Raw genomic sequence first — 15,722 nt, 5'->3', positions numbered from 1 at the left:
GGCTTACACTTATTTCAAAGCTTATCCGAGGGTTGATCATGACCGAGTTGGCGCGCTTGAAGTTTTATGCCACTCAACCCCACTCTTGCAGCTATCTGCCCGATGAGCAGGCCACCACGCTGTTCCTCGACCCCAGCCAGCCAATGGACGTGCACGTCTATGCCGACCTGTCAGAGATGGGTTTTCGGCGCAGCGGCGACCACCTGTACCGGCCCCACTGCCAGAACTGCAATGCTTGTGTGCCGGCACGCATTCCCGTGGCGCAATTTTTGCCAGATCGTAATCAGAAACGCATTCTCAAGCGCAATGCCGACCTGACGGTGACACCGGCCAAACCAGGCTTCAGCGAAGAATATTTTGATCTCTACCAGCGCTACATCGAACAACGCCACGCCGATGGCGACATGTTCCCTCCCAGCCGCGACCAGTTCTCCACGTTTCTGGTGCGCGAGCTGCCGTTCTCACGCTTCTACGAGTTTCGCCTTGAGGGACGGCTGGTGGCCGTTGCCGTCACGGACCTGCTGCCCAACGGCCTGTCTGCGGTCTACACCTTTTACGAACCTACCGAAGAACGCCGCAGCCTAGGACGCTTTGCAATCCTCTGGCAAATCGGCGAAGCGTTGAGGCTGGAATTGGAAGCGGTATACCTCGGATACTGGATCAAGAACTGCAAAAAAATGAACTACAAGACCCAATATCGGCCCATTGAGCTGCTAATTAATCAAAGATGGGTCACTCTGAACTAGAACCCCTTGGCTTAAACCCCATTTTTCGGGCACAATGCACGCCGCTTTTGCCTGGAGCAGTTGCACCGGGCCATTCATTGGATACCGAGGGCTTTACTGCATGTCGAAAGAAGACAGCTTCGAAATGGAAGGCACTGTCGTCGACACCCTGCCCAACACCATGTTTCGCGTGGAGTTGGAAAATGGGCACGTCGTAACCGCGCATATTTCCGGCAAGATGCGCAAGAACTACATTCGTATTCTTACCGGCGACAAAGTGCGCGTCGAGCTGACGCCCTATGATTTGAGCAAAGGGCGCATCACTTACCGCGCTCGTTAATCAAGTCAATACAAAACGCCCGGTTATACCGGGCGTTTTTGTGCGCGCAGTTTTTAGCAACACCATTGAGTCACTGTGAGCGAGCTTGCTCGCTAAGGTGGTTAACAATAACGCAGGGCACCTGGCAACCAAGGGCGCCCTTTCGTTTTTCGCGAGCAAGCTCACTCCTGCACACAGTAAAAAGGCGCCTCTCGGCGCCTTTTTGCTTTATTGCAGTCAGCTATCAGGCCATTTCAGCCGTGGTTTCAAACTCGAAGGTCAGTTCATCATCCTTCAGATCGATGTGCACCACGCCACCATGGTCAGCCAGTTCGCCAAACAGGATCTCTTCGGCCAGTGGACGCTTGATCTTGTCCTGGATCAACCGCGCCATCGGCCGCGCACCCATTGCCGCGTCGTAGCCACCCGCTGCCAGCCAGCTGCGTGCCGCGTCCGTAACTTCCAGCTGCACGCGTTTGTCTTCCAACTGCGCCTGAAGCTCGGTAAGGAACTTGTCCACCACGTTCTTGATGACCTCATGACTGAGGCGACCAAACTGGATAATGGTGTCCAGACGGTTGCGAAACTCTGGCGTAAAGCTCTTCTTGACCACTTCCATCGCATCGGAAGAGTGATCCTGATGAGTAAAGCCAATGGAAGCCCGCGCGGCCGTTTCGGCACCGGCGTTGGTGGTCATGATCACGATCACGTTACGGAAGTCCGCCTTGCGCCCGTTGTTGTCGGTCAGGGTCCCATGGTCCATGACCTGCAACAGCAGGTTGAAGACTTCCGGGTGGGCCTTCTCGATTTCATCGAGCAATAACACGCAATGCGGCTGCTTGGTGATCGCTTCGGTCAACAGCCCGCCCTGGTCGAACCCGACATAGCCCGGAGGCGCACCGATCAGGCGCGACACAGTGTGCCGCTCCATGTACTCGGACATGTCGAAACGAACCAGCTCGATGCCCATGGCCTTGGCCAACTGACGTGCCGCCTCGGTCTTGCCGACACCGGTAGGCCCTGCGAACAGGAACGAACCGACTGGCTTGTCCGGCGACTTGAGGCCCGCCCGGGACAGCTTGATCGCAGTCGACAGCGAATCGATCGCCGCATCCTGACCAAACACCGTCAGCTTGAGGTCGCGTTCCAGGTTACGCAGCAGCTCCTTGTCGGAACTGGTGACGTGTTTTGGCGGAATTCGTGCGATTTTCGCCACGATATCCTCGACCTGAGGCACCTCAATGCGCTTCACACGCTTCTCGATCGGTTGCAGGCGCTGATAGGCCCCTGCTTCGTCGATGACGTCGATGGCCTTGTCCGGCATATGCCGGTCATTGATATAGCGCGACGCGAGCTCAGCAGCAGCGCGCAGGGCTTCATCGCTGTATTCGATGCCATGGTGCGCTTCGAAACGCCCCCTGAGACCGCGCAGAATGCCAATGGTGTCTTCGACCGAAGGCTCGGACACGTCGACCTTCTGGAAGCGACGTGCAAGGGCACGGTCTTTTTCGAAGATCCCGCGGAACTCCTGGAACGTGGTCGAACCTATACAACGGATATCGCCCGATGACAGCAGCGGCTTGAGCAGGTTCGCGGCATCCATCACGCCACCGGAGGCTGCACCGGCACCGATGATGGTGTGAATTTCATCGATAAACAGGATCGCCTGCGGGCGTTTTTTCAGCTCGCCGAGCAACGCCTTGAAGCGCTTCTCGAAATCGCCACGGTACTTGGTCCCGGCGAGCAACGCACCCAGATCAAGGGAGTAGACGACGCTGTTGGCCAGCAGATCGGGAACCTGATTATCAACGATACGTTTGGCCAAGCCTTCGGCAATTGCGGTTTTACCCACGCCCGCCTCGCCTACCAGCAGCGGATTGTTCTTGCGACGACGAGCCAGGATCTGCGCGACGCGCTCGACTTCCAGCTCACGCCCCACCAGCGGATCGATCCGCCCTTGGCGCGCCAGCTCGTTGAGGTTACTGGCATAGGCATCCAGTGGGTTGCTTGAAGAAGAAGACTCACCGCCCTCGTCGTCCTGCATATCCTGTTCACCCTCGGAGTGATCGCCATGCCCAGGCACTTTCGAGATGCCGTGGGCGATGTAGTTGACGACATCGATCCGGGCAACGCTCTGCTGCTTGAGCAGAAACACCGCCTGGCTTTCCTGTTCGCTGAAGATGGCGACCAGCACGTTGGCACCAGTGACTTCGCGCTTCCCGGAGCTCTGTACGTGGAAGACGGCACGCTGAAGCACCCGCTGGAAGCCCAGGGTTGGCTGGGTTTCGCGATCCTCGTCGTGAACGGGGATCAGTGGTGTGGTGGAGTCGATAAACTCCTGTAGATCATGCTTGAGCTTGTCGAGGTTGGCGCCGCACGCACGCAAAACGGTGGCGGCAGCTTCGTTATCCAAAAGTGCCAGCAGCAGGTGTTCGACGGTCATGAATTCATGACGCTTCGAACGGGCCTCCTTGAAGGCAAGATTGAGGGTGACTTCGAGCTCGCGGTTTAACATAGCTTCACCTCATACCCAAGTGGTCGGAGTTAACCGTCCTTCTCGATTTCACAGAGTAGCGGATGCTGGCTTTCCCTGGCGTACTGGTTGACCTGCATGGCCTTCGTCTCGGCGATGTCGCGGGTAAACACTCCACATACTGCCCGTCCTTCTGTGTGAACGGCCAGCATTACCTTGGTCGCCAACTCGCGGTTCAGGCTAAAAAACACCTCGAGTATTTCGACGACGAAATCCATCGGCGTGTAGTCATCATTAAACAAAACCACCTTGTACATCGGCGGCGCCTGTAAAGCAGGCTTGGCCTCCTGGACAGCAATACCTGCAGAACCGTCGTCGTCCTCGTGACCATCCGGATGATCCTTATGGAGAGTCGGGCGGTCCTGATTGAATGTTAGTCGAATCTGGCTGATTGCATGCATGGAAAGAAAGGTTCGTCAGTTGTGCAAATACAGTGATGGGGGCGGCCTGTCAGATTTTCAATCTCTGACCGACTGGTCGCCTTGACTATCGGCAAATCGGTGTTACAACCAATAGAACCCACAGTGGGTAAAAAAGGTCCGCGCAGTCAACCTTATTTGTTCGGGTTAGGACGGATAAACTGGATGATACTCCAGTGATGGAGTCTGGTGCAGAGGGATATGGGCATGGCTAGCGGTAAGGTCAAGTGGTTCAACAATGCCAAGGGGTACGGCTTCATTAATGAAGACGGCAAGGATGAAGACCTTTTTGCGCACTTTTCGGCCATCAGCATGGATGGCTATAAAACGCTCAAGGCCGGACAACCTGTAATCTTTGAAATCATTCAAGGGCCAAAGGGGCTGCACGCGGTGGAAATTCGTGCGCATGTCACGGAGAGTACCAGCACACAGACCGAAACCCCCGATCTGAGCGCAACCGCAATCGAAAGACCCATGACTCAAAAATCAAAAAAACAAACGGCTTGATTCGCCGCTGAGTAAACGCTCCACGATAAAAAAACCGACCCCCCAATGACTTGGGAGGGTCGGTTTTTTCTTTTCGGGTTGTCGGCTTACATATGAGAAATCAACGCATCACCAAACGCCGACGAAGACAGCAACTTGGCACCCTCCATCAAGCGATGGAAGTCATAGGTCACAGTCTTGGCCGAGATCGCGCCGTTGGTGCCCTTGATGATCAAGTCGGCCGCTTCGGTCCAGCCCATGTGACGCAGCATCATTTCTGCCGAAAGGATCAGCGAACCCGGGTTGACCTGGTCCTTACCGGCGTATTTCGGCGCGGTACCGTGGGTGGCTTCGAACATCGCGATGGTGTCGGACAGGTTGGCGCCCGGTGCAATGCCGATACCGCCCACTTCTGCCGCCAGGGCATCAGAAAGGTAGTCACCGTTGAGGTTCAGGGTAGCGATCACATCGTATTCGGCTGGGCGCAGCAGAATTTGCTGAAGCATGGCGTCGGCGATGGCGTCCTTGACCACGACATTCTTGCCGGTGCGCGGATTCTTGAATTGCATCCACGGACCACCGTCAAGCAGGGTCGCGCCGAACTCTTCGGCGGCCACTTCGTAGGCCCATTCCTTGAAGGCACCTTCGGTGAACTTCATGATGTTGCCTTTGTGCACGATGGTCAGCGAGTCGCGGTCATTGTCGACCACATACTGCAGGGCCTTGCGCGCCAGGCGCTTGGTGCCTTCCAGAGATACCGGCTTGATGCCAATACCGCAGTTTTGGTCGAAGCGGATCTTGGTGACACCCATTTCCTCTTTCAGAAACTTGATGACCTTGATCGCTTCCGGGGAACCGGCTTTCCACTCGATACCCGCGTAAATGTCCTCGGAGTTTTCACGGAAGATGGTCATGTCGACATCGCCAGGCTTCTTGACCGGGCTTGGCACACCTTCGAACCAGCGCACCGGGCGCAGGCACACATACAAATCGAGCTGTTGGCGCATGGCCACGTTCAACGAACGGATGCCGCCACCGACCGGAGTGGTCAGCGGGCCCTTGATGGAAACCACGTAATCCTTGACCGCGTCCAGGGTTTCCTGGGGCAACCAGGTATCCTGGTCGTAAACTTGAGTTGCCTTCTCGCCGGCATAAACCTCCATCCAGGAAATTTTGCGCTTGCCGCCGTAGGCCTTGTTAACAGCTGCATCGACAACCTTGATCATCACCGGGCTGATGTCGACACCAATACCGTCACCTTCAATGAAGGGAATGATCGGGTTGTTAGGAACATTGAGAGAATGGTCTGCATTGACGGTGATTTTGTCGCCGACTGCCGGAACCTGAATCTTCTTGTATCCCATGCTGAACTCCGTTTGTGGATTGAACATCTGGCTGCGCTCGAGCGTACTCCAGTTGCCTGGCAACGGGAACCTCAGCCCCTGCCCATTCGCTGCGAAAACAGCACATTTAGCCGCCTAAAAGCTTGAAATCAAAGGGAAAAACGCCAAACTTGAGCACAACGTGCGACTTTAGGCGTAGCCCGGTACCTGCGACCTTTAGACCAATGGACGAGACACCTTTTGTATGAAGGCTCGGCGTAAGCATAGCGACCTATGTATAATGCCGCCGCTGACCACAGAGTCACGACGGCTGGCCTCTCTATTACGAGACTTTCCGCCCAAAAGCCGGGCTGCCACAGCAGTCCACCCGCTTGACGCTCGACTGATGCAACCCAACATCATCGCGAAGAAACATCGACATTCGGCTCATGGATGACTTTGAACGAACGCGCTTTACCCGGCGCATCTCGAGTTTCCGCGCACGCTTTCAGTAAAGAAGAGAGTTAATCCGAATATGCCCACCCGCTCGAAGATCATCTATACCTTCACCGACGAAGCCCCAGCCCTCGCCACCTATTCACTGCTGCCTATCGTAGAGGCCTTCACCGCTTCCGCTGATATTGCCGTGGAAACCCGCGACATCTCCCTCGCAGGGCGCATCCTCGCAAGCTTCCCCGAGCAACTGGGCGCCAAGGCCGTGCCGGACCACCTCGCCGAACTGGGCGCCCTGGCTGTCACCCCTGAAGCCAACATCATCAAGTTGCCGAACATCAGCGCCTCGACGCCTCAGTTGCAGGCCGCGATCAAGGAGCTGCAAGCCAAGGGCTTCGACCTGCCGGACTACCCGGAAACCGTAACCACCGACGCGGAAAAAGAAACCCGTGCACGTTACGACAAGATCAAGGGCAGCGCCGTGAACCCGGTACTGCGCGAAGGCAACTCGGACCGCCGCGCACCGCTGTCGGTCAAGAACTATGCACGCAAGCACCCGCACAAAATGGGCGCCTGGGCTGCGGACTCCAAGTCCCACGTTGCCCACATGAGCACCGGCGACTTCTACGGCAGCGAAAAAGCCGTACAGATCGAAGCGGCTGACGCTGTCAAAATCGAGTTGATCGCCAAAGACGGCACCACCACCGTATTGAAAGAAAAAACCACCGCCCTGGCTGGTGAGATCCTCGATTGCGGCGTACTGAGCAAAAACGCCCTGCGTAGCTTCATCGCCGCTGAAATCGAAGACGCCAAGAAACAAGGCGTGTTGCTGTCGATTCACCTGAAAGCCACCATGATGAAGGTTTCCGACCCAGTCATGTTCGGCCAGATCGTTGCCGAGTTCTATAAAGACGCCCTGACCAAGCACGCTGATGTGCTGGCGCAGATTGGCTTCAATCTGAACAACGGCATCGCTGACCTGTACGCCCGCATCAAGGCCCTGCCGGCCGATCAGCAAGCGCAGATCGAAGCCGACATCCAGGCGGTGTACGCCGCTCGTCCGTCCCTGGCCATGGTCAACTCGGACAAAGGCATTACCAACCTGCACGTACCGAGCGACGTTATCGTCGACGCCTCGATGCCTGCGATGATCCGTGACTCCGGCAAGATGTGGGGCACTGACGGTCAACTGCACGACACCAAGGCCGTGATCCCGGATCGCTGCTACGCCACCATCTACCAGGCGGTGATCGAAGACTGCAAGCAACACGGCGCCTTCGATCCAACCACCATGGGCAGCGTGCCAAACGTTGGCCTGATGGCGAAAAAAGCCGAAGAGTACGGCTCCCACGACAAGACCTTCCAGATCAAGGCTGACGGCGTAGTTCGCGTCACCGACAGCAAGGGCAACCTGCTGATGGAACAGACCGTCGAAGCCGGCGATATCTTCCGCATGTGCCAGACCAAGGACGCGCCAATCCAGGATTGGGTCAAGCTGGCCGTCAATCGTGCCCGCGCCAGTAACACCCCGGCGATCTTCTGGCTGGACCCACTGCGCGCCCACGACGGCGTAGTGGTCGAGAAAGTTCAGGCTTACCTGAAGGATCACGACACCAGCGGCCTGGACATCCGCATCATGGCGCCTGTTGACGCGATGAAGTTCACCCTGGACCGCACCCGCGAAGGCAAGGACACCATCTCGGTGACCGGCAACGTACTGCGCGACTACCTGACTGACCTGTTCCCGATCATGGAACTGGGCACCAGCGCCAAGATGCTGTCGATCGTGCCGCTGATGAACGGTGGCGGCCTGTTCGAAACCGGCGCTGGCGGTTCGGCACCAAAGCACGTGCAACAGCTGCTGGAAGAAAACTTCTTGCGCTGGGATTCCCTGGGCGAGTTCCTGGCCCTGGCCGCCTCCCTTGAGCATTTGGGTGTGAACTACAACAACCCGAAAGCCCTGGTACTGGCCAAGACCCTGGACCAGGCCACCGGCCAGTTCCTCGACAACAACAAGTCGCCATCGCGCAAAGTCGGCAACATCGACAACCGCGGCAGCCACTTCTACCTGGCGCTGTACTGGGCTCAGGCCCTGACTGCCCAGACCGAAGACAGCGCACTGCAAGCGCAGTTCAGCGAACTGGCCAAGACCCTGGCCGCGAACGAGGCAACTATCGTTGCCGAGCTCAACGCCGTACAGGGCAAGCCGGTGGACATCGGCGGTTACTACCACGCCAATACCGACCTGATCAGCAAGACCATGCGCCCAAGCAACACCTTCAACGCGGCGATTGCTGCGCTGGTGTAAAGATATAAACGCGACCTTGTGCCGCGACGCTGCCCCTGATGGATTGCTGACTAATCCTCAAGCAGCAGGAAAATCCGGAGTCCCACAAGGACTCCGGATTTTTTTTGCCTTTTATTCGGAAATTAACTGCTAACCGCTCTCATACCTTGGCGCACACCTATTGGCGCAGTACTTGCTGCGCATTTGTGCTCCAGCCATCAAAAACTATAAAGAAGGGAGCTTCTATGCCAACAACTCTTGATCATTCATCAAGCGCGGAACGGCGTGTTAGGGCCGGTATCTTCCAGGCACTAGCCTGCTCTTCAGTACTGGCCCTGCTGACCGCCTGCACGGCCAACTCAGGGCCCACGAGTGCCTACCTCCACACTCAGGAGCCGATTGGCAACGTTCAGACCATGTACGACGGCAAACTCAGCGCAGAAACCGCCGTCACTACCTTTCGCAATATCGACCGCTTATTCCCCGTGCGCACCATCAAGGCAGGCGGTCACCCTTTTCCATTACCACGCAGCAGCCAGCAACTGGGGCCGGTTGCATTTGATTACGAAGGCAAACGCTACAGCCTCGATGATTTCGTCACCCTCAACCGCGTAACAGGCTTGCTGGTGCTCAAGGACGGTCAAGTCGTTACTGAACGCTACGAAAAAGGCAACACACCCGATACCCGATGGATGTCCATGTCAGTGGCCAAATCAATCACCTCGACCCTCGTAGGCGCCGCACTGCAGGACGGCGCGATCAAAAGCCTTGATGACAAAGTGACCCGCTACCTGCCGTCACTGGCCGGCAGCGGTTACGAGCAGGCGACAGTACGCCAGGTGCTGGCCATGCGATCCGGCGTCAAATGGAGCGAGAAATATGCCGACCCAACGTCAGACCGCAGAGTGATGCTCAAGCTGCAAACAGAGCAAGTTCCCGGCTCCGCCCTCAAGTACATGGCCAGCCTGCCCAGCATCGCGCCACCTGGCACCCACACCAACTACAGCACGGGTGAAACACAGGTATTGGGGCAACTGGTCAGCGCTGCCGTGGGCAAGCCGCTAGCACAATATTTGAGTGAGAAAATCTGGGTGCCATACGGCATGCAAGCCGACGCAAACTGGTGGCTCGACGGCCCCAATGGCAATGAAGTGGGGGGCAGCGGCATCAGTGCGACCCTGGAGGATTACGGGCGTTTCGGACAGTTCGTACTCAGCGGTGGCAAAGCTGGCGACAAGCAGGTGCTACCCAAAGGCTGGACGAGCTTCGCCAGCGCGACCACGGGCACTGACCCCGCGTACGGTGACTTTGCTTCCATGTGGTGGCCGGGCTGGACTGCCGCTTCAAAGGCCGATAAAGCCTTTACTGCTGCAGGTATCTTTGGCCAGTACCTCTACATCAACCCAACCCATAACGTCGTGATCGTAGTGTGGGAAGCGCAAACCAAAGCCACGGGCGGCGAGGTCATTGACGACATGGTCGCCTTTGACGCCATTACCAACGCACTTAAATAGCTGCCCCCCCCCTACTTGAAATGAGCAGCGGTCCAAGCCCGACGTTCCGATGCCTGCCGGGCGCCCAAATTAAACAAGCGCTGGCAGGCACCCCGTATGATGTCGCACGTACCACGCAGAACACTCATGTCAATCTGATCGTTCGAGACCTTTTTATGACCTGGCAACCCCACATCACCGTCGCCACCATCGTCGAAGACAATGGCCGCTTCCTGATGGTCGAAGAACTCAAGGGCGGCCGCGCCGTGCTCAACCAGCCCGCCGGCCACCTCGACCCGAATGAAACCTTGATCGAGGCCGCCGTGCGCGAAACCCTCGAAGAGACCGGCTGGGACGTCGAAGCTACCGGCATCGTCGGGATCTACCTGTACACCGCCCCCAGCAACGGCGTGACCTACCAGCGGGTCTGCTTCATCGCCAAAGCCCTGAAACACCATCCGGACTATCAACTGGACGACGGTATCGTGCGCGCCTGCTGGCTGACCCGTGACGAGCTGATGGCGCTGCGCGAGAACTGGCGCAGCGAGCTGATCATCCGTTGCATCGATGATTATCTGGCAGGCTTTCACCACAGTCTCAAATTGATCCGCCCTTCTCTTTAGCCTTGCAGGCTCGGGCCTGCTAGAATCGCGTCCTTTTTAAAGACACCCGTTGAAATCCTATGCGTGATCCAGCCCCTTCTGACACACAAAAGAAGCGCGTCATCGTCGGTATGTCCGGCGGCGTGGATTCTTCCGTTTCCGCCGTCCTGCTGATGGAGCAGGGTTATGAGGTGGAAGGCCTGTTCATGAAGAACTGGGAAGAAGACGATGGAACGGAATATTGCACCGCCATGGACGATCTGGCCGATGCCCAGGCCGTCTGCGACAAGATCGGCATCAAGCTGCACACCGCCAACTTTGCCGCCGAGTACTGGGACAACGTGTTCGAGCACTTCCTGGCTGAATACAAGGCCGGTCGCACGCCGAACCCGGACATCCTGTGTAACCGCGAGATCAAGTTCAAGGCGTTCCTTGACTACGCCATGATCCTCGGCGCTGACCTGATTGCGACGGGCCACTACGTGCGTCGCCGCGATGTAGACGGCCGCACCGAACTGCTCAAGGGCCTGGACCAAAACAAGGACCAGAGCTACTTCTTGCACGCTGTTGGCGGTGAACAAATCGCCAAGACGCTGTTCCCGGTCGGCGAACTGGAAAAGCCCGAAGTGCGCAAGATCGCCGAAAAACACGAACTGGCGACCGCCAAGAAGAAAGACTCCACTGGGATCTGCTTTATCGGCGAGCGCCGCTTCAGTGACTTCCTCAAACAATACCTGCCAGCGCAACCGGGCGAGATCAAGACCACCGAAGGCGAAGTCATCGGCCAGCACCACGGCCTGATGTACCACACTATCGGCCAGCGCCAGGGCCTGGGCATTGGCGGCCTGAAAGACGCCAGTGACGAGCCGTGGTACGTGTTGATCAAGGACCTGGAGCACAACGAACTGATCGTTGGCCAGGGCAATGACCACCCGTACCTGTTCTCCCGCGCCCTGCTCGTCTCTGACATCTACTGGGTCAACCCGGTGGACCTGAGCACGCCGCGCCGCCTGACCGCCAAGGTGCGCTATCGCCAGAGCGACCAGCCGTGCACCCTGGAAAAAACCGCCAACGGCTACCGCGCCACCTTCGACGACCCGCAACGCGCGGTCACACCGGGGCAATCGGTGGTGTTCTATGACGCAGAGATTTGCCTGGGAGGCGGCGTGATTGAAGTCGCCGAACCCTGGAGCAGCAAGGCATGAGCCCGACCCAGGAGCAATTGACGGCATTGGGCGGCGTATTTCTTGCCGCCGTGCTGGTGGATAAAATCGCCAAGACCGGCCAGGTTACCGAAGCGGGCCTAACCTGCATGCTTGGCAGCCTGCTGATCCGCGACCCAAAAGACACCCTGGAAGTCTACGGCGGTGACGACCTGGCCCTGCGCGAAGGTTATCGCGCCCTGATCGGTGCCCTGGAGCGCGACCCAAACACCCTGCAGCGCGAGCCACTGCGCTACGCCCTGTCGATGCTCGGCCTGGAGCGGCAACTGGCCAAGCGCGACGACCTGCTGGAAACCATCGGCAAGCGCCTGCCGCAGATTCAGTCTCAGGTCGAGCACTTCGGCCCGGCCCACGAAAATGTGATCGCAGCCTGTGGCGCGCTGTACCAGGACACCTTGAGCACCTTGCGCCAGCGCATCCAGGTCCACGGCGACATGCGCAATCTGCAACAACCGAACAACGCCTCGAAAATCCGTGCCCTGCTGTTGGCTGGTATTCGTTCGGCGCGGTTGTGGCGGCAATTGGGCGGTCATCGTTGGCAGCTGGTCATTAGCCGTCGCAAATTACTTAAAGAGCTTTACCCGTTGATGCGCAACGAATAAGTCGCAGATACAGGCCCCTTATCACCTCGTTACGCGTAATACGCCGGTCAGTTGGCAGCGGACCGGCGAATTTTTTCATGTATGATACGCGCCCCATTTCGTTGCCCGACTGTCCGAGAGCACCCCATGCAGCTTTCTTCGCTCACTGCGGTTTCCCCTGTTGACGGCCGCTACGCCGGCAAAACCCAGGCCCTGCGCCCTATTTTCAGCGAATACGGGTTGATCCGTGCACGCGTTCTGGTTGAAGTGCGCTGGCTCCAGCGCCTGGCTGCTCACCCCGCCATCAGCGAAGTGCCGGCGTTTTCAGCCGAAGCCAACGCTGTACTGAACACCCTGGCGGAAAACTTCTCTCTGGAGCACGCCGAGCGTGTCAAAGAGATCGAGCGCACCACCAACCACGACGTCAAAGCCATTGAGTACCTGCTCAAGGAACAAGCGGCCAAACTGCCAGAGCTGGCCCAGGTCAGCGAATTCATCCACTTTGCCTGCACCAGCGAGGACATCAACAACCTGTCCCACGCCCTGATGCTGCGTGAAGGCCGTGATGACATCATGCTGCCTCTGATGCGCCAGACCAGCGAGGCCATTCGTGAGCTGGCTATCCGCTTTGCCGACGTGCCAATGCTGTCGCGCACTCACGGTCAACCGGCCTCGCCGACCACCCTGGGTAAAGAACTGGCCAACGTGGTATACCGCCTGGAGCGTCAAATCGCTCAAGTCGCTGCCGTACCGCTGCTGGGCAAGATCAACGGCGCCGTCGGCAACTATAACGCGCACATTTGTGCCTACCCTGAGATCGATTGGGAAGAAAACGCCCGCGCCTTCATCGAAGACGAGCTGGGCCTGGGCTTCAACCCCTACACCACGCAGATCGAGCCGCACGACTACATCGCCGAGCTGTTCGACGCCATTGCGCGCTTCAACACCATCCTGATCGACTTTGATCGCGATATCTGGGGCTACATCTCCCTGGGCTACTTCAAGCAGCGCACCATTGCCGGTGAAATCGGTTCGTCGACCATGCCCCACAAGGTCAACCCGATCGACTTCGAAAACTCCGAAGGCAACCTCGGTATCGCCAACGCCCTGTTCCAGCACCTGGCCAGCAAGTTGCCTATCTCCCGCTGGCAGCGCGACCTGACCGACTCCACCGTACTGCGCAACCTCGGCGTGGGCTTCGCTCATAGCGTGATCGCGTACGAAGCCAGCCTCAAAGGCATCAGCAAGCTGGAACTCAACGCGCAGAAAATCGCCGCTGAGCTGGACGCTTGCTGGGAAGTCCTGGCCGAGCCGATCCAGACCGTGATGCGTCGTTACAACATCGCAAACCCTTACGAGAAGCTCAAAGAGTTGACTCGCGGCAAGGGCATCACCTGCGACGCACTGCAAACGTTCATCGACGGTCTGGACATGCCAGCCGCCGCCAAGGCTGAGCTGAAACTGCTCACCCCGGCCAACTACATCGGCAACGCTGTGGCACAAGCCAAACGCATCTGATTGCTGCAAGACCCTTGAGACGCCCGGCAGCGCCGGGCGTTTTTATTCCCGTCTTAAAAGTGCTTTTTTTCAATAGGTTACACATGAATCCTGATATTCCTCTTCAACTTCTGGGCGGCATCACTGCACGGGAATTCCTGCGCGACTACTGGCAGAAGAAACCGCTGCTGATCCGCCAGGCCATTCCCGATTTCGAAAGCCCGATCGATGCCGATGAATTGGCCGGCCTGGCCCTGGAAGAAGAAGTCGAGTCGCGCCTGGTGATCGAGCACGGCGAGCGTCCGTGGGAGCTGCGTCGCGGCCCGTTCGCCGAAGATGCCTTCAGCGCCTTGCCCGAGCGTGACTGGACTCTGCTGGTACAGGCTGTCGACCAGTTCGTCCCGGAAGTTGCCGAATTGCTGGAAAACTTCCGTTTCCTGCCGAGCTGGCGCATCGACGACGTAATGATCAGCTATGCCGCCCCTGGCGGTAGCGTTGGCCCGCACTTCGACAACTACGATGTGTTCCTGCTGCAAGGCGCCGGCAAGCGCAACTGGAAAATCGGCCAGATGTGCGACTCCGAAAGCCCGCTGCTGCAGCACGCCGACCTGCGCATCCTCGCCAACTTCGAAGCCACCGAAGAATGGGTGCTGGAGCCGGGAGACATGCTCTACCTGCCACCGCGCCTGGCCCACTGCGGTGTTGCCGTGGATGACTGCCTGACCTACTCGGTGGGCTTCCGCGCCCCGAGCGCCGCTGAAGTGCTGACCCACTTCACCGACTTCCTCAGCCAGTACCTGCCGGATGAAGAGCGCTACACCGACGCCGACGCCCAGCCCGTGAGTGATCCGCACCAGATCCAAAGCGACGCCCTTGATCGCCTCAAGGGGCTGTTGGCCGAGCACATGAGCGACGAGCGCATGCTGCTGACCTGGTTCGGACAGTTCATGACCGAACCGCGCTATCCCGAACTGGTAGTAGGCCCGGAACTGGAAGAAGACGACCTGCTGAGCAGCCTGGAACAGGGCGCCGTACTGATTCGCAACCCAAGCGCACGCCTGGCATGGTCGGAAGTGGATGACGACCTGCTGCTCTTCGCCAGCGGCCATAGCCGTCTGTTGCCGGGCAAGCTGCGGGATCTGTTGAAAATGGTTTGCGCCGCCGATTCGCTGCACGTCGACAACCTCGGCCCTTGGTTGGCGGATGAAGAGGGCCGTGATCTGCTCTGCGAACTGGTCAAGCAAGGAAGCCTGGGGTTTGCCGATGAATAAGATTCGCGTACGTGTCGCGGACTGGCTAAAGGACAACGCCGAGATTCGGCGTATTCGTGAAGCGGTGTTTATCGCCGAACAATCAGTTCCGCCTGAGTTGGAATGGGATGCTGACGACGCTGGCGCGGTGCATTTCCTCGCGCTGGAAGGCGACTTTCCTGTCGGTACCGCCCGCTTGCTGCCCAGCGGCGAGATCGGCCGTGTGTCGGTCCTCAAGGACTGGCGCGGACTGAAGGTCGGCGATGCACTGATGGATGCGGTGATTGGTGAGGCCCAGAAGCGCGGCCAGGCCAAACAGATCCTTAGCGCCCAGGTTCATGCGACGCCTTTTTATGAGCGGCTGGGCTTTAAAATCGTCAGCGAAGAGTTCCTGGAAGTAGGGATTCCTCATGTTGATATGGTGCGTGAGGGCTGATCCAAGCCTCCAAGCCCCAATAAGCAACACCACAAAATGCCCCGCTATCATGTCGATAGCGGGGCATTTTGCTATGGTGGCCCATCGCAGCCTCGT

The 15,722-nt window shown here is 58.1% G+C and carries 14 protein-coding genes; 11 read left to right on the top strand and 3 right to left on the bottom strand.

What is annotated here, in order from left to right:
• The first annotated feature begins 38 nt into the window (after positions 1-38).
• On the top strand, positions 39-746 hold the full coding sequence (locus tag AAEZ06_RS21260) for an arginyltransferase (RefSeq protein WP_149414855.1): 708 nt from the start codon (positions 39-41) through the stop codon (positions 744-746).
• 100 nt (positions 747-846) lie between these two features.
• Complete coding sequence (infA, locus tag AAEZ06_RS21255; protein ID WP_002553999.1) at positions 847-1,065, top strand: translation initiation factor IF-1; 219 nt, start codon at positions 847-849, stop codon at positions 1,063-1,065.
• Between the two features lie 223 nt (positions 1,066-1,288).
• Here infA and clpA read toward each other — a convergent pair whose 3' ends face one another.
• Both clpA and clpS read right to left on the bottom strand, forming a co-directional pair.
• On the bottom strand, positions 1,289-3,559 hold the full coding sequence (clpA, locus tag AAEZ06_RS21250) for an ATP-dependent Clp protease ATP-binding subunit ClpA (RefSeq protein ID WP_149414856.1): 2,271 nt from the start codon (positions 3,557-3,559) through the stop codon (positions 1,289-1,291).
• Positions 3,560-3,588: 29 nt separating this feature from the next.
• Complete coding sequence (gene clpS / locus AAEZ06_RS21245; RefSeq protein ID WP_149414857.1) at positions 3,589-3,978, bottom strand: ATP-dependent Clp protease adapter ClpS; 390 nt, start codon at positions 3,976-3,978, stop codon at positions 3,589-3,591.
• Positions 3,979-4,197: 219 nt separating this feature from the next.
• On the opposite strand from clpS, the gene cspD reads away from it, so the two are divergent.
• Positions 4,198-4,503 (top strand): cold shock domain-containing protein CspD, encoded by a 306-nt coding sequence (gene cspD, locus AAEZ06_RS21240; RefSeq protein ID WP_149414858.1) that lies wholly within the window; start codon positions 4,198-4,200, stop codon positions 4,501-4,503.
• 86 nt (positions 4,504-4,589) lie between these two features.
• Here the strand turns inward: cspD and icd are convergent, their stop codons facing one another.
• Positions 4,590-5,846: an NADP-dependent isocitrate dehydrogenase gene (icd, locus tag AAEZ06_RS21235; protein WP_133100233.1), complete on the bottom strand. Its 1,257-nt coding sequence runs from the start codon at positions 5,844-5,846 to the stop codon at positions 4,590-4,592.
• A gap of 493 nt (positions 5,847-6,339) precedes the next feature.
• On the opposite strand from icd, the gene AAEZ06_RS21230 reads away from it, so the two are divergent.
• From AAEZ06_RS21230 to AAEZ06_RS21195, 8 genes are all read left to right on the top strand, one after another.
• Positions 6,340-8,565, top strand: a complete 2,226-nt coding sequence (locus tag AAEZ06_RS21230) for an NADP-dependent isocitrate dehydrogenase (protein ID WP_350616058.1) — start codon at positions 6,340-6,342, stop codon at positions 8,563-8,565.
• Positions 8,566-8,960: 395 nt separating this feature from the next.
• Positions 8,961-10,058: a serine hydrolase domain-containing protein gene (locus AAEZ06_RS21225; RefSeq protein ID WP_178114525.1), complete on the top strand. Its 1,098-nt coding sequence runs from the start codon at positions 8,961-8,963 to the stop codon at positions 10,056-10,058.
• A gap of 155 nt (positions 10,059-10,213) precedes the next feature.
• On the top strand, positions 10,214-10,660 hold the full coding sequence (locus AAEZ06_RS21220; protein WP_149414860.1) for an NUDIX hydrolase: 447 nt from the start codon (positions 10,214-10,216) through the stop codon (positions 10,658-10,660).
• Positions 10,661-10,719: 59 nt separating this feature from the next.
• Positions 10,720-11,844, top strand: a complete 1,125-nt coding sequence (gene mnmA, locus AAEZ06_RS21215) for a tRNA 2-thiouridine(34) synthase MnmA (protein WP_149414861.1) — start codon at positions 10,720-10,722, stop codon at positions 11,842-11,844.
• Positions 11,841-12,464, top strand: coding sequence for a high frequency lysogenization protein HflD (gene hflD, locus AAEZ06_RS21210; protein ID WP_133100237.1), 624 nt, complete (start codon positions 11,841-11,843; stop codon positions 12,462-12,464). Before mnmA ends, hflD begins: the two co-directional genes overlap by 4 nt.
• Positions 12,465-12,590: 126 nt before the next feature.
• Positions 12,591-13,961 carry an adenylosuccinate lyase gene (gene purB, locus AAEZ06_RS21205; protein WP_149414862.1) on the top strand — a complete coding sequence of 457 codons (1,371 nt, stop codon included), beginning with the start codon at positions 12,591-12,593 and terminating at the stop codon, positions 13,959-13,961.
• A gap of 83 nt (positions 13,962-14,044) precedes the next feature.
• Positions 14,045-15,211 (top strand): ribosomal protein uL16 3-hydroxylase, encoded by a 1,167-nt coding sequence (locus AAEZ06_RS21200; protein WP_149414863.1) that lies wholly within the window; start codon positions 14,045-14,047, stop codon positions 15,209-15,211.
• The gene (locus AAEZ06_RS21195) at positions 15,204-15,626 is read left to right on the top strand and encodes a GNAT family N-acetyltransferase (protein ID WP_133100240.1); all 423 of its coding nucleotides are present in this window, start codon (positions 15,204-15,206) and stop codon (positions 15,624-15,626) included. The genes AAEZ06_RS21200 and AAEZ06_RS21195 overlap by 8 nt, the downstream gene beginning before the upstream one ends.
• The last annotated feature ends 96 nt before the right edge of the window (positions 15,627-15,722 follow it).

The sequence above is a fragment of the Pseudomonas sp. HY7a-MNA-CIBAN-0227 genome (assembly GCF_040310325.1).
Classification (GTDB): Bacteria; Pseudomonadota; Gammaproteobacteria; order Pseudomonadales; family Pseudomonadaceae; genus Aquipseudomonas.
The sequence above is the reverse complement of the archived record's forward strand: the minus strand, read 5'-3'. Positions and strand labels throughout refer to the sequence as shown.

What these genes read in the sequence shown, in the direction of transcription:
- purB (WP_149414862.1), top strand. Translation starts at nt 12,591, where the DNA reads ATGCAGCTTTCTTCGCTCACTGCGGTTTCCCCTGTTGACGGCCGCTAC.
- AAEZ06_RS21260 (WP_149414855.1), top strand. Translation starts at nt 39, where the DNA reads ATGACCGAGTTGGCGCGCTTGAAGTTTTATGCCACTCAACCCCACTCT.
- AAEZ06_RS21200 (WP_149414863.1), top strand. Translation starts at nt 14,045, where the DNA reads ATGAATCCTGATATTCCTCTTCAACTTCTGGGCGGCATCACTGCACGG.
- mnmA (WP_149414861.1), top strand. Translation starts at nt 10,720, where the DNA reads ATGCGTGATCCAGCCCCTTCTGACACACAAAAGAAGCGCGTCATCGTC.
- infA (WP_002553999.1), top strand. Translation starts at nt 847, where the DNA reads ATGTCGAAAGAAGACAGCTTCGAAATGGAAGGCACTGTCGTCGACACC.
- AAEZ06_RS21195 (WP_133100240.1), top strand. Translation starts at nt 15,204, where the DNA reads ATGAATAAGATTCGCGTACGTGTCGCGGACTGGCTAAAGGACAACGCC.
- AAEZ06_RS21230 (WP_350616058.1), top strand. Translation starts at nt 6,340, where the DNA reads ATGCCCACCCGCTCGAAGATCATCTATACCTTCACCGACGAAGCCCCA.
- cspD (WP_149414858.1), top strand. Translation starts at nt 4,198, where the DNA reads ATGGGCATGGCTAGCGGTAAGGTCAAGTGGTTCAACAATGCCAAGGGG.
- AAEZ06_RS21220 (WP_149414860.1), top strand. Translation starts at nt 10,214, where the DNA reads ATGACCTGGCAACCCCACATCACCGTCGCCACCATCGTCGAAGACAAT.
- hflD (WP_133100237.1), top strand. Translation starts at nt 11,841, where the DNA reads ATGAGCCCGACCCAGGAGCAATTGACGGCATTGGGCGGCGTATTTCTT.
- AAEZ06_RS21225 (WP_178114525.1), top strand. Translation starts at nt 8,961, where the DNA reads ATGTACGACGGCAAACTCAGCGCAGAAACCGCCGTCACTACCTTTCGC.
- clpA (WP_149414856.1), bottom strand. Translation starts at nt 3,559, where the DNA reads ATGTTAAACCGCGAGCTCGAAGTCACCCTCAATCTTGCCTTCAAGGAG.
- icd (WP_133100233.1), bottom strand. Translation starts at nt 5,846, where the DNA reads ATGGGATACAAGAAGATTCAGGTTCCGGCAGTCGGCGACAAAATCACC.
- clpS (WP_149414857.1), bottom strand. Translation starts at nt 3,978, where the DNA reads ATGCATGCAATCAGCCAGATTCGACTAACATTCAATCAGGACCGCCCG.